The organism is Candidatus Cardinium hertigii (genome assembly GCF_003176915.1).
GTDB classification, from domain to species: domain Bacteria; phylum Bacteroidota; class Bacteroidia; order Cytophagales; family Amoebophilaceae; genus Cardinium; species Cardinium hertigii_A.
The window spans coordinates 600,206-612,894 of the sequence record NZ_CP029619.1 but is presented as its reverse complement, the minus strand read 5'-3'; the positions used below and the strand labels follow the sequence as shown (position 1 = coordinate 612,894).

11 protein-coding genes and 2 tRNA genes are annotated in these 12,689 nt (G+C 38.2%); 8 read left to right on the top strand and 5 right to left on the bottom strand.

Features of this window, described 5'->3' with window-relative positions; all coding sequences use genetic code 11:
* Positions 1-34: 34 nt before the first annotated feature.
* Positions 35-1,591 carry a phosphoenolpyruvate carboxykinase (ATP) gene (locus DK880_RS02470; RefSeq protein ID WP_109997244.1) on the top strand — a complete coding sequence of 519 codons (1,557 nt, stop codon included), beginning with the start codon at positions 35-37 and terminating at the stop codon, positions 1,589-1,591.
* Here DK880_RS02470 and DK880_RS02465 read toward each other — a convergent pair.
* Positions 1,575-1,886: an ankyrin repeat domain-containing protein gene (locus DK880_RS02465; RefSeq protein ID WP_109997243.1), complete on the bottom strand. Its 312-nt coding sequence runs from the start codon at positions 1,884-1,886 to the stop codon at positions 1,575-1,577. The genes DK880_RS02470 and DK880_RS02465 overlap by 17 nt on opposite strands.
* 620 nt (positions 1,887-2,506) lie before the next feature.
* Between DK880_RS02465 and DK880_RS02460 the strand changes: the two genes are divergently transcribed.
* The 4 genes from DK880_RS02460 to rnhA all read left to right on the top strand — a co-directional run bounded on the left by DK880_RS02460 (position 2,507) and on the right by rnhA (position 6,427).
* Positions 2,507-3,991, top strand: coding sequence for a glycine--tRNA ligase (locus DK880_RS02460; RefSeq protein ID WP_109997242.1), 1,485 nt, complete (start codon positions 2,507-2,509; stop codon positions 3,989-3,991).
* Positions 3,992-4,047: 56 nt separating this feature from the next.
* A tRNA-Ala gene (locus tag DK880_RS02455) sits at positions 4,048-4,121 on the top strand.
* Positions 4,122-4,197: 76 nt separating this feature from the next.
* A complete protein-coding gene (locus tag DK880_RS02450; RefSeq protein ID WP_109997241.1) occupies positions 4,198-5,943 on the top strand; it encodes an Ig-like domain-containing domain in 1,746 nt (581 codons plus the stop codon).
* A 34-nt stretch (positions 5,944-5,977) separates the two neighbouring features.
* Complete coding sequence (gene rnhA / locus DK880_RS02445) at positions 5,978-6,427, top strand: ribonuclease HI (RefSeq protein WP_109997240.1); 450 nt, start codon at positions 5,978-5,980, stop codon at positions 6,425-6,427.
* A 119-nt stretch (positions 6,428-6,546) separates the two neighbouring features.
* Here the strand turns inward: rnhA and radC are convergent, their stop codons facing one another.
* Together radC and rpsT are read right to left on the bottom strand one after the other, a co-directional pair.
* A complete protein-coding gene (radC, locus tag DK880_RS02440; RefSeq protein WP_109997703.1) occupies positions 6,547-7,302 on the bottom strand; it encodes a RadC family protein in 756 nt (251 codons plus the stop codon).
* A gap of 46 nt (positions 7,303-7,348) precedes the next feature.
* Complete coding sequence (gene rpsT, locus DK880_RS02435; RefSeq protein ID WP_109997239.1) at positions 7,349-7,615, bottom strand: 30S ribosomal protein S20; 267 nt, start codon at positions 7,613-7,615, stop codon at positions 7,349-7,351.
* Between the two features lie 405 nt (positions 7,616-8,020).
* Here rpsT and DK880_RS02425 point away from each other — a divergent pair, with 405 nt between their 5' ends.
* The gene (locus DK880_RS02425) at positions 8,021-8,914 is read left to right on the top strand and encodes a zinc dependent phospholipase C family protein (RefSeq protein ID WP_204082238.1); all 894 of its coding nucleotides are present in this window, start codon (positions 8,021-8,023) and stop codon (positions 8,912-8,914) included.
* Here DK880_RS02425 and DK880_RS02420 read toward each other — a convergent pair.
* Positions 8,880-8,952 (bottom strand) — tRNA-Thr (locus DK880_RS02420). The genes DK880_RS02425 and DK880_RS02420 overlap by 35 nt on opposite strands.
* Positions 8,953-9,073: 121 nt before the next feature.
* A complete protein-coding gene (gene rplS / locus DK880_RS02415; protein ID WP_109997236.1) occupies positions 9,074-9,430 on the bottom strand; it encodes a 50S ribosomal protein L19 in 357 nt (118 codons plus the stop codon).
* A gap of 163 nt (positions 9,431-9,593) precedes the next feature.
* Here rplS and lepA point away from each other — a divergent pair, with 163 nt between their 5' ends.
* Positions 9,594-11,390 (top strand): translation elongation factor 4, encoded by a 1,797-nt coding sequence (gene lepA, locus DK880_RS02410; RefSeq protein ID WP_109997235.1) that lies wholly within the window; start codon positions 9,594-9,596, stop codon positions 11,388-11,390.
* Positions 11,391-11,687: 297 nt separating this feature from the next.
* Positions 11,688-12,260: a biotin transporter BioY gene (locus DK880_RS02405; RefSeq protein ID WP_109997234.1), complete on the top strand. Its 573-nt coding sequence runs from the start codon at positions 11,688-11,690 to the stop codon at positions 12,258-12,260.
* The last annotated feature ends 429 nt before the right edge of the window (positions 12,261-12,689 follow it).

The window sequence follows — 12,689 nt, the reverse complement described above, 5'->3', positions numbered from 1 at the left end:
GGTTTATTTTACGTTTTACTTTTAAAGGAGTTTTATGCCATCTCGTCCCGTTCATTATATGGATCTTTCCGTTTCGGCACTTATTGCCCATGCTTTGCAGCGTGGAGAAGGCGTACTAGCTGCCAATGGTGCATTAAGCGTAACAACAGGTAAGCGTAGTGGACGTTCTCCTAAAGATAAATTTATTGTTAAGACGGCTGAGGTAGCGGATAAAATAGCATGGGGGCCTATCCATCAAGCTATAGAAGCAAGTGTTTTTCAAAACTTGTGGGAACGTGCAATGGCTTACCTTGCTACCATAGATCGTTTTGCAGCACATTTGCAGCTGGTTACATACTTTCCCTATAGTTTACCTATTACCATTATTAGTGAGTATGCGTGGCATACTTTATTTGCTTGTCAACTATTCGTTCGACCTCAAAATAAGCAGCTACAGGATAGTAATTCAATGTGGACTATTGTAAGTTTACCTGGGCTACTTACAGATCCAGATCGCGATGGGGTAGCCAGTGATGCGGCTTTGCTTATTCACTTGACGGCGCGTAAGGTATTGCTATGTGGGCACCGTTATGCTGGTGAAATCAAAAAAGCCATGTTTTCCGTATTAAGTTATCTATTACCCGAGCAAGCTGTTTTACCTATGCATTGTGCGGCTAATGTAGGGGAAGGGGGAGATGTAGCTTTGTTTTTTGGGTTATCTGGAACAGGGAAAACGGCTTTATCTTCGGATGCTACGCGTTATTTAATAGGAGATGATGAGCATGGATGGAGTAACCAAGCTGTATTTAATTGCGAAGGGGGCTGTTATGCTAAATGCTTTAATTTGTCTTTAGATCAGGAGCCTGTCATTGGGCAAGCCATTCGTTATGGCAGTATCATGGAAAATGTACAATTGGATCCCAATACTTTAGAACCTAATTATGGGGATGCTACATTAACCCAAAATAGCCGAGCAGCTTATCCAATTGATTTCGTTACGCAACGGCTGCATGCACAATGGATCAATCGTTCCCCAGAATCTATTATATTTTTGACTTGTGATCTTTATGGGGTATTACCGCCTGTAGCCCGTTTAACGGAAGAACAAGCAGCTTATTATTTTTTAAGCGGTTATACAGCCTTGGTAGGTAGTACAGAAGTAGGGCAAAAACAGCGCATTCAAGCTACTTTTAGTAGCTGTTTTGGCGCTCCTTTTTTGATTAGGCCTGTAGAAACATACCTCCATTTATTTAGGGAACGCCTAAAGGAAAGTGGTGCAACGGTTTATTTGGTTAATACAGGATGGACAGCTGGTAGCTATGGTGCAGGGGGATATCGATTCCCTATTGAACTTACGCGTACCCTTATCCAGGCTATTGTAAGTGGTCTACTAAAAGAAGTCACTTATGACTGCTTGCCAGGCTTTAACTTGGCTATCCCTACCGCTTTACCAGCCATTGATTCAGCTATATTGGATCCTAGAAAGAATTGGCAAGATAAGCTGCTTTATCAAGCTAAAGCCAAAGCGCTCATTACACGCTTTTGGGAAAATGCAGCACGCTTTCATCTTGAAGCTGCTGTACAAGCAGCAGCTCCTACTCTCCTCCATTAGCCTGTAGTCTATCAATACACGCTAAACGTTTCATTTGTATTGCCAGATCTAAAGGAGCTCGTCCATCCTTATCTCTCTGGTTTACATTGGCCCCTCCTTTAATTAAAGCCGTGAGACAATCTAGTTTGCCTTCTTGTGCTGCCAGATGTAAAGGAGCCGCTCCATCTTTATCTTTTAGGTTTACATCAGCCCCTCCTTTAATTAAAGCCGTGAGACAATCTAGCTTGCCTTCATATGCTGCCTCATGTAAAGAAGGAGTTTGTTCTATTTGCTTATTAAAGCTACAAATAAGCATAAAAATATACCCCAAAAATAATATCCTATGGGCCTTTCAAATAAAAACAGTGCGTGAACGGAACATGAGATGATTGTTTAATTGTTTGGACGATAAAATAAATAAAATAAACCTATTCATTTACTAGTACAATAGTGATAACACTAAACATGTTAATAATTTCATACTTTGTATTATGTTGCTTAATGCTTTTTATATATTTATTTCTCTACTAATACTATTTTATATAATTATTTTAAACTTATACAAAATCATACGTTATATACAATTGGAAATATTGCTTATATAAATGCATCTGGTTTTGATCGTAGTTTACATAGCGTCTATGGATGTGCTCCAAGGGAAAAGAAGCTGCAAGCAAGTAGGACAAACCAATTTTTGGGCTTATTGGCTCTCTTAGTAGATAAAGAAAAAGATTATATTTGTATAAAAGCTTTGGTATAGTATAGCGATGCTAAGTTACCAGAAGAAAAACAAGAAGAATGGAAATCATTGGGTACAAAAAAAGTGGGGTTTGACCCAGTTTCTACTAGAGCGAAACTATTTTTGAGTGTATCGGTTGGATTTGGTACAAAATACAATGTACCTAATTTTCGTCATGTATAAATTTATCTGTTCAAATGTCCTTTGTAGAAGATAGCCTTTCAGCTAATGCATCCCATCATATGTTTAAAGCCGTTGTTTCCCATGCTTATGCCTACGGCTTTATCTATCCATCTAGTGCTATTTATGAAGGATTACAGGCTACTTATGATTATGGTCCCTATGGGACAGCCTTGAAGCGGAATGTTCAGGAATTCTGGTGGAAAAGTATGACCCAGTTGCAGGAAAATATAGTTGGCATTGATGCTGCTATTATGATGCATCCTACTACTTGGAAAGCTTCTGGTCATTTAGATGGATTCACGGACCCAATGGTTGATAACAAGGATTCCCAAAAACGCTACCGGGTAGATTGGTTGATAGAGGCGCATGCCGCTCAGCTGGTTAGTCAGGGTCAACCTACGCAAGCAAAGAAGCTGCTAGAAGCAATGGGAAATTACTTAGCATTAGGTGATTTAGCTGGCATAGATGCATTGATGCAAGAATTTGCAATTGTATGTCCGCTTGCAAAAACGGCCAATTGGACAGCCGTACGTCAATTTAATTTAATGTTTGCCACCCAGGTTGGGGCGCAAGAAGATGCTACAACGTTGTATTTACGGCCGGAAACAGCACAAGGAATCTTTGTTAATTTTTTGAATGTACAAAAATCAGCCCGTATGCAAATTCCTTTTGGCATTGCACAAATAGGGAAAGCTTTCCGGAATGAAATTGTAGCGCGTCAGTTTATTTTCCGCATGCGTGAATTTGAGCAAATGGAAATGCAATTTTTTGTTCCACCTGGAACAGAACAAACATGGTTTGATTATTGGCAAGCAAGACGGAAGGTTTGGTATAATGTCTTAGGTATCTCTGACGATAAATTGCGCTTTCACCCACATCAGCAACTAGCTCATTATGCAACCGCTGCGGTGGATATCGAATATGCCTTTCCATTTGGATCTAAGGAAGTAGAAGGGATCCATTCTAGAACAGATTTTGATCTAAGGAATCATGCCCATTATGCCAGAAAAAAGATAGAATATTTTGATCCTGAGCTAAATAAAAGTTATATACCTTATGTTATAGAAACATCAGTAGGTCTTGATCGACTGATATTAATGCTGTTAAGTAATGCTTTCACACAGGAAAAAGAGACAACAGATGGCTGTAAGGCAAGAACTTATTTAAAATTCCCACCTCCGTTAGCTCCTATTAAAGCAGCTGTCTTACCCTTAGTAAAGAAGGATGGCCTAGAAACGAAAGCTTTAAAATTATGGAATCACTTGAAATGTGACTTTGCAGTTGGATATGAAGCTACGCAATCCATTGGTAGGCGGTATACGAGGCAAGATCTTATCGGAACACCTTACTGTATTACAGTTGATTATCAAACGTTAGAAGATGATACCGTTACCATACGGGCAAGGGATTCTAGGGAACAGCATCGTATGGATGCTGCTGCGGTAGCTGATTTTTTGCACAATAAAACCAGTATTAAATCATTATTATTGCAGTTGTAAGCTTTTCATTGGTTTGATTTATTATTAATATAGTAGTATCATTGTAAACATTTAGAGGGGGATTAGCTCAGCTGGCTAGAGCGTCTCGATGGCATCGAGAAGGTCGGGGGTTCGACTCCCCCATTCTCCACTATATATATAGGTTCTCGTAGTAAGGCAGGATGGGTATGCCATCTGCATGAAGCTATTGTTTCCATTTGAATGTTATGTTTAGGCGTTTGTTACTTTGGTGTATTATTGCTTGGTTAATGCCGCTTACAGCTTGTGTGGAGGTTAAAACACCAGAAGGAGGGCCGCCTGACCAAACGCCCCCTAAGCTTATTCGGTCTTTTCCAGGAGAAGGTGCTTTAAACTTTAAGGGTCCTAAGTTGCGCTTTACTTTTGATAAAAAGATTGCAGTAGAGCATGTATATAAGAATTTGATTGTGATGCCTACATTGGATAAGCCTAACAATAAGCCTCCTTATAGCTATGCTGTCAAGGGGAAGACCTTAGAACTTAAGCTTCATGCACCTTTAAAAGCAGATACAACGTATGCTTTTCATTTGCATAATGTAGTGAAAGATAGGCATGAAGGGACTAAACCCAAACCATTGCATGCATCCGTAACCTTTAGCACGGGTGCTTTTATAGATTCTATTACTGCTAAAGGGCAGGTTAAAGCATTATTAACGAATAAACCAGTAGAAAATGTAAATGTCTATTTCTATAATGCAGAACGAGATCCTAAGGAGTGGCAAAAAGGAAAGAAAGATCCAGGTTATGATAAAGAAAAGTGTATACCAGATTATTATACTGAAACAGATAAAGATGGCTACTTTACCCTTAACCATATACGTTTGGGTCGTTATTATTTACGTGCGGTTACAGGGTCGGTTAATAATTATCAAATAGATTGCGAAAAAGAAAAATATGGATTTTTGAAAGATCCAATTGATTTAAATAATTCACAGGAAGCTATTGTAGTTCCGCTTATAGAATCAGATGTGCGTGATTTGAAGCATATACGCGTTGTTCCACAAAAGGGATTTTGTGAAATAATTTTTAATAAAGCTATAACAAAGTACCAGCTTCTACCATTGCAAACCATGCTAGTTAAAAAGGAGCGTCCATTGTATAGCCTTATTTCAGAAAAATCACCTGAAACCATTATAGTATTTAATACGTTGCATTGCTTAGCAGGCGAACCTTTTCCTATTAAAATAGTTGTTGAAGATGCGTTACATACGCTATTAGAGGAGGAAATATCCCTCTATTTTAAGGAAGGTACCTTGGATAAAAAAGATTTATTCTGTAGTGTAGCGCCGCGCTTACTGCCTTCTATATTGCCTGCGTTTACAGAGTCGATTACCTTCAACAAGCCAATACAAACGTTTGATCGAACATTGGTTTATTTTGAATGTAAGGATCAGTATAAAATTCCACTTAAGGAGGAAGAGCTAGTGTGGAATACAGATAAAAGCAAGCTTACGATAAAGAAAAATTTCTCAGAAGAAGAAATGTTAAAATGTATCGTTCCTACTAAAGAAACGGACAATAAAAGTAAAATTGCATCAAGGATCGTTACACTTCAGTTGGAAGCGGGTAGTTGTATTGCATTTGATCATACCAAAAATAAAAAAATAAGTTTAGAATATCCATTTAGGCAAGCAGAAGAAACAGGTACGATTGCAGGTAGTGTAACTACTGCGTTCCCTCATTTTATTATTGAATTGGTCCATTCTGAGAGTGGTCAGGTTTTAGATTCTATTCGGGATAAGAAAGAATATAAATTTACCTTGGTACCGCCTGGTGTGTATAACGTACGTGTTCGGGTACTGAATGCAGGAGAAACGGAATGGTCCCCTGGTGATATTCGTAAAAATATTGAGCCTAATCCTGTGACTTTTTATGATTCAGCTATTACCGTTATAGAAAAATGGGACTTACAAGGTATTGATTTAAAATGCTAGGATTAGCAGTCATTTTTGCTTTAGTTGGTTACAGATGATTCATATTTATACGGATGGTTCTTCTAGGGGCAATCCAGGGCCTGGTGGGTATGGTGTTATCCTGAAATATGGCCATTATACAAAAGAATTATCGCAAGGATATAGAAGAACAACCAATAACCGCATGGAATTATTGGGCGTGATCATAGGATTAGAGGCTTTGAAAGCGGATGGACAAGAGGTGACCATCTATTGTGATTCTAAGTATGTGTTGCAACCAGTTGAAAAAGGATGGCTTCAAGTTTGGCTAAAAAAAGACTTTAAAGGGAAAAAAAACGCAGATTTATGGAAACGTTTTTGGTTGGTATATCAAAAACATCGTGTGCGTTTATGCTGGTTAAAGGGGCATTCAGGCCATCAAGAAAATGAGCGCTGTGACACGTTAGCTTTGGCTAGTAGTTACCAGAATCTCTTGATAGATGCCTATTATGAAAATAGGCAATGAAAATACGCACCTCCCACTGCAGAGGAAAGCCCGATCAAAGCAGTAAAACCAGTTAGTCTAGGGAAGCTTTTAGAGCCTTTACTATTAGGCAGAGGCTTGTATGGCTTATAAAGCATGTTTTATTTTCTTTTTGGGCTCTTTTCTAATGGAAATTTTTTTAGCATGCCCTGGTCTGCAAGACTAAAATAGGTATTATCTGTAAATATGATATGATCTATAATATCCACATCTAGCAGTTTACCAGCTTCTAAAAGACGTTGGGTTAATTGAATATCTGTAATGCTGGGCATAGGATTCCCAGAGGGGTGGTTATGTGCTAATATTAGGGAAGCCGCTTGATGTTCCAATACCAACTTAAAGATAAGCTTAGGATCTACTATTGTTGCGTTCATACCACCGCTGCTAATCTTGATTTTTTTGATCAGATAGTTAGCTCTATTAAGCAGCAGAATCCAGCATTCTTCTGCAAGTTTATCGGTTAGATCTGGTTGCAGCAGCGTATAGGCTTGTAGGGAATTGCTTACAATGCTCTTTTTATGGTTGGTTGTAGGAATACGTCTACGTGTTAATTCCATGGCACAAACAATAGTAATTGCTTTAGCTTCTCCGATGCCTTTAAAGCGTTGAAGCTCCTGTACAGAACGCTTGGCTAACTCATGCAAACTATTGCCATTGGCTTTAAGGATATGCTGTGCCAATAAGATTACATTCATATGGCGTGTACCAGACCCTATGAGCACCGCTAGAAGCTCTGCATCGGTTAAAGAGGCGATTCCCTTTTGCAGTAGCTTTTCTCTTGGTCGATCTGCCATGGCCCAATCTTGGACTCTAAGTGAAACCGTTGTGCTGATGTTCATATGCCATGCTGTTTCCATTAAAAGCATTTACGCTGTTAACGCTATAGTAAGATGCAGTCCTACCTTATGAAGATGCTGCTATTAAGCTATTTATATGTTTGGCAAGCTGAGCTTTACTATGGGCACTTTTGTTTTTATGGATGATGTTGCTTGCTGCAAGCTTATCCAACATAGAAGAAACCTTAGGCAATAACTGTAGCGCAGCTGTCTTATCCGTAAGATGCTTAACCTTCTTCATAAAGGTTCTACATGTTTTTAACTGGTAACGGTTGCGCAGGTATTTTGCATGGTTTGATCTAATTCTTTTTTTAGCTGATAGATGATTTGCCATATAGTATAATAATTGAAATGTATTTTATTTAGCCCTATAAAAAAACATACCCCTTTGTGTCAATTTCCCTTAAATAAGCCCCTCAATAGCAAGGTAGTATTTTTTACAGCTTTATTCAATATCTTACCTCTTAGAAGAGTTTTTTACCCTATAAATTTAGTGTTTTTTTTGTATAAATCAGTAATATTATTAGCATAAATTTGGAGCAAGTATACTATATATTCTGTAAGTCAAACGCATATGTGGGTACTAGAAAGTTATTATTTTACCGGTTATGACGCTATAGGGTATGCTATAGGTAGGGAAGTTTCGCTTTTGAGATACCTATTTTGGGGAAAATTAAGAGGCGGCCTAAGCAGGACAGAGGCAAGTTAACGTTTGATTAGTATGGTTGCATTAATTTTTTTGAAAAAGCTGTGTGGGTTAGGTATTCTTTTTCTTATAGCTGTTTCACCTACTTGGGCTTGGGGATTTTTTGCGCATAAGCAGATTAATCGTTATGCTATTACTACGTTGCCACCGGCTATGTTTTCGTTTTATAAAGCCCATTTAGTTTATTTAACGGAAAAGGCAGTTAACCCAGATAAGCGTAGGTATACCATACAAGAGGAGGCGAGCAATCACTTTATAGATCTTGAATATTATGTTTGGGCAGCCAAACAAAAGATAACCTTTAAGCAAGCTGTTGCACAATATGGTATGGCAGCATTAATACGGCATGGTCAACTCCCTTGGGCTATTGTAAAGACTTATACAAAGTTAGTGAAGGCTTTTAAGGACAAGGATTTGCCTAACATTTTGAAATATTCAGCAGATTTAGGTCATTACGTGGCAGATGCACATGTTCCTTTGCATACGACAGAACAGTATGATGGGCAGATGACCCATCAGGAAGGGATTCATGCTTTATGGGAAACACAACTTCCCCTTTTATTTTTTGATACCTATACCCTTTGGATAGGACAAGCGCATGATATACAGGATCCTTTGTTACATATTTGGACCATTATAGGAGCATCCCATGCTTTGGTTCCTACGGTATTGGCCGTGGAGCGACAGCTAGCTACCCGCTATCCTGCTTGGCTGAAATATAGTTTTCAACAAGAAGGCAGTGTGCTAAAAAAGAAATACTCGATTGAATTTGCTACGCTTTATCATCAGTCGCTGCAAGGACAAGTTGAGGCACGCTTATGTCAATCTGTTAGAGCGGTAGGTAGCTTTTGGTTTTCTGCTTGGCTTAAGGCAGGCGCGCCTACTTTGGAAGTGCCTCCTGCCGGAATCGAACCAGCAACCTACTGATTACAAATCAGTTGCTCTACCAGTTGAGCTAAGGAGGCAATACGGTTTTTGCTTGTAAGTGAATAACCTAAGGTTCTATAGGTATTTTTTTGCCTTGTTAAGTTAACCTTTATACCCACCTTTTGCACCTACCCTTTGTACCCGTTGAAGGTATACGTATTACCTTAGTTCTTTAATACGAGCTGCTTTGCCTTGCTTGTTGCGAAGGTAATAAATCCTTGCTCTGCGTACACGGCCTCTTCTTTTTAACTCTATTTTTTCAATAGTAGGGGAGTTCAATGGGAAAATACGTTCTACACCAATTTCTTTAGAGACCTTTCGTAAAGTGAAAGTTTCCCCACTGGTATTGGGGTTCCTTCGTTGGATAACTACCCCTTGAAATTGTTGAATACGAACTTTGTTGCCTTCCTGTATTTTTACATGCACATTAAGTGTGTCGCCTGCCTTAAAAGAAGGGAAGCTTTGTGCAGGCTGTGGACAGCATACGCTTTCAACATATCTTATTAGGTTATGCATAATTGCTTTTAGTTTGCGTTAAGTGCTTTTACCATTAATGTCTTGTTGTAAAGATAATATTATTTTTTTAATTCCGTAACTTGTATCTTGTATAGGTAAACATTTACGTTCTAAAAACCACGTCATTCACTTACGCTTTCTTTATATCATACCTACGTTTTTAATGAAAAACATTCGAAATTTTTGCATTATTGCCCATATTGATCATGGCAAGAGTACTTTAGCAGATCGTCTATTAGAATGGACTGGGACCATTGATCCACGTGATCAAAAAGATCAAATATTGGATAATATGGATTTAGAGCGGGAACGGGGTATTACCATTAAGAGCCATGCCATTCAGATGGTTTATCTATATGAGGAACAAAATTATCTACTCAATCTAATTGATACGCCTGGGCATGTAGATTTTACCTACGAAGTTTCACGTTCTATTGCAGCTTGTGAAGGGGCTTTGTTGGTAGTGGATGCTTCGCAAGGCATAGAGGCACAAACTATTTCGAATCTTTATTTAGCATTAGCCCAGGATCTTACCATTATTCCTGTGTTAAACAAGATTGATTTGCCTGGGGCTATGCCTGAAGAGGTAAAGGATCAAATAGTAGAACTAATAGGATGTGCACATGATAGTATTATTTCTGTTAGTGCTAAGCAGGGCATAGGGATTGATGCCTTACTGCAAGCAGTGGTAACCCGTATACCTTCTCCGCAAGGGAACAACCAAACGCCCTTACAGGCTATGATTTTTGATTCTGTATATAATACTTTTCGTGGGGTAGAGGTTTATTTGCGCATTTTTAATGGTATGATCAAGCCTGGAGATCTGGTTAAATGTATCAGCACAGACCATACTTATAAGGTAGAAGAAGTAGGAATTTTAAAATTACAGCAATTACCCAGACCGTTGCTACAGGCAGGCGATGTAGGCTATATGATAGCTGGGATAAAAAATGCCAGTGAGGTAAAGGTAGGTGATACCATTACACATATGGATAAAACGGGGCAGCCACTTGCTGCTATGCTACAAGGCTTTGTAGCGGTAAAGCCTATGGTATTTGCCGGTATTTATCCTGTAGATACAAGCGAATATGAAGCACTACGAGATGCTATGGAAAAGCTGAAGCTCAATGATGCTGCATTGGTTTGGGAACCAGAAACTTCTATTGCATTAGGGTTTGGTTTTAGGTGCGGATTTTTGGGGATGCTTCATATGGAGATTATTCAAGAGAGGCTTGAGCAAGAGTTTAATATTACCATTATTACCACAGTCCCTTCTGTACAATTTCATGTTATAGATAAAAAAGGGCAACTATTACTTGTGCAATCTCCTGCAGATATGCCAGATCCCAATGATATAGGGCATATTGAAGAGCCAGTAATGCGGACTCAAATTATTACCAAATCCACGTTTGTAGGAGGTATTATAAAACTTTGTATGGATAGAAGGGGTGTGTTTAATAATCAGGTTTACCTTACAGCAGATCGAGTGGAGCTTACCTTTGAGCTGCCTTTAGTGGAAATAGTATTTGATTTTTTTGATAAGCTTAAAACCATTTCACGGGGATATGCCTCATTAGATTATGAGTTATGTAAATTTGCTGCTGCAGATCTTGTGAAATTAGATATATTATTGCACAATGAAAAAGTAGATGCTTTGTCGGCTATTGTACATAAGTCGAATGCTTATGAGCGTGGGAAAACCTTATGCAGGAAACTTAAAGATATTATCCCTAGGCATATGTTTGAAGTTAGTATTCAAGCAGCTATTGGTACAAAAATAATGGCTAGGGAAACGGTAAAAGCATTGCGTAAAAATGTGATTGCTAAATGTTATGGGGGTGATATTTCACGAAAGCGAAAGCTTTTAGAAAAACAAAAAAAAGGAAAGAAAAGAATGCGCCAGGTGGGCGCTGTGGAGATTCCACAAGAGGCCTTTATGGCTGTACTTAGCTTAGATTAGCTTAAAACGCAATTCTTTTTTAAAAATTGCCCTCCAAAGACAGTAGCCAATAGGATAGCTATGCAGTAACCTGAAAGGAAGCTGCTTTTTTGTAGGACTAATTATTACATTTGAAATCAATAATAAAGAATAAATAATCGTGTTACACTGTTTAGCACCTTATAAAGCTCCATACTATTATATGGTGATATGCTGGGTTATTAAATGCATAGAGCTTGCTATTAAAAGCTGAATTTAGTATCCTTGCTTTTAGCTTTTAGTTAAAAATTTGTTGTTCCATTTAATTTTTATGGCGTTATGTCTATTGCAACTTGTAATAAAATTATTAGGTCTTCGTTAAAATATATACGATGCGCTTCGAATTTTCACCGAATAACAGCTATACTTTCTGCTATTGCTTTATTAGCTGTATGCACACAGATTTCCGTACCATTAAAGCCAGTCCCAGTCACCATGCAGTCATTTGCCGTGTTATTTATAGGGATTTTTTACAGTAAATGTCATGCATACAGTGCCGTAATTGTTTATCTTCTAATAGGGATGATGGGAATCCCTGTATTTGCAAATTTTGGCTCTGGTATATCGTATATAATGGGCCCAACGGGTGGATTCCTTATAGGCTTTTTAGTTGCACTTTATCCTATGTCTTGGTATAAAACGTATCTATCCGATATTATTACTGTTCATTCGGTCTTATTGCTTTGCTTGCTGGGTAGTTTGGCCATTTTTGGCTGTGGCTATTTATGGCTTATACAATACATAAATGCTTATAAAGCCTTTCACTTAGGTATAAAGCCATTTATAGTTGGCGAGATAGCCAAATGGGTGTTTTTAATGGTCATAGCAAGAATAAAGAAAATCAGTATTTAATTATTTAAATAAGGAAATCTTATGAACATAAGGCGATCTTATTAGCTGAAAGGTCCTGTTTAAAAAGCACTTAGGTAAAGGGAATGTGTGGTTCTTTCTTTTAAGTGCTTGTTGATTAAGCAAAAAATGTACAATACATTACTTTTATTAAAAAACTTTTGAAGTATGCTTATAGGCAAGCTTTTTCCCTAAAAACTAAATCGTAGAAAGGGGTACAAGTTGGTTTGGTGTGCAGTTGTGTATATATGGTTGTGGTTATTGATCTAAATAGGGATAGTTCATCAGAAGAGGACTTTGATCGTGGCTGGTTGTCGTGCTTTGTATACCCCCGTATCACTGCGCGAATATCTAGATAAAAGTCGTCTGTTTGCATTACATGTCGTAATGCATTGGCTTGTTACATTATCTGATCCAATATGCCCTGGAGAA